The following is a 372-nucleotide window of genomic DNA, read 5'->3' as shown; positions in this document are numbered from 1 at the left end:
CCAGACCGGCCAGATGCTGGCTGCGCTGGCGAATCTGCCGCAAGCAACGTTTGCCTCGAAGGTTGTCGTCGCCGACGGCAAGGCAACGGTGTCGCGTGAAGTGGACGGCGGCGCGGAAACGCTGTCTTTAAAGCTCCCCGCAGTCATCACCACCGATCTGCGCCTGAACGAGCCGCGCTACGTGACGCTGCCGAACATCATGAAGGCGAAGAAGAAGCCGATGGAAGTCGTCAAGCCGGAAGACCTCGGCGTTGATGTCACGCCGCGCCTGAAGACGCTGAAGGTTGTCGAGCCGCCGAAGCGCTCCGCCGGTGTGAAGGTGCCGGACGTGAAGACGCTGGTCGAGAAGCTGAAGACCGAAGCCAAGGTGCT

Annotated in this window: 1 protein-coding gene; it reads left to right on the top strand. The window is 62.6% G+C overall.

The features are described 5' to 3' along the window. A partial coding sequence (locus PQR42_RS45680; protein ID WP_408394078.1) for an electron transfer flavoprotein subunit beta/FixA family protein occupies window positions 1-372 on the top strand: 372 nt, incomplete at both ends.

This window comes from Paraburkholderia sediminicola, assembly GCF_046027355.1.
Taxonomy (GTDB): domain Bacteria; phylum Pseudomonadota; class Gammaproteobacteria; order Burkholderiales; family Burkholderiaceae; genus Paraburkholderia; species Paraburkholderia sediminicola_B.
Note: the sequence above shows the minus strand (reverse complement) of the source record. Positions and strands in the feature narration are given on the sequence as shown.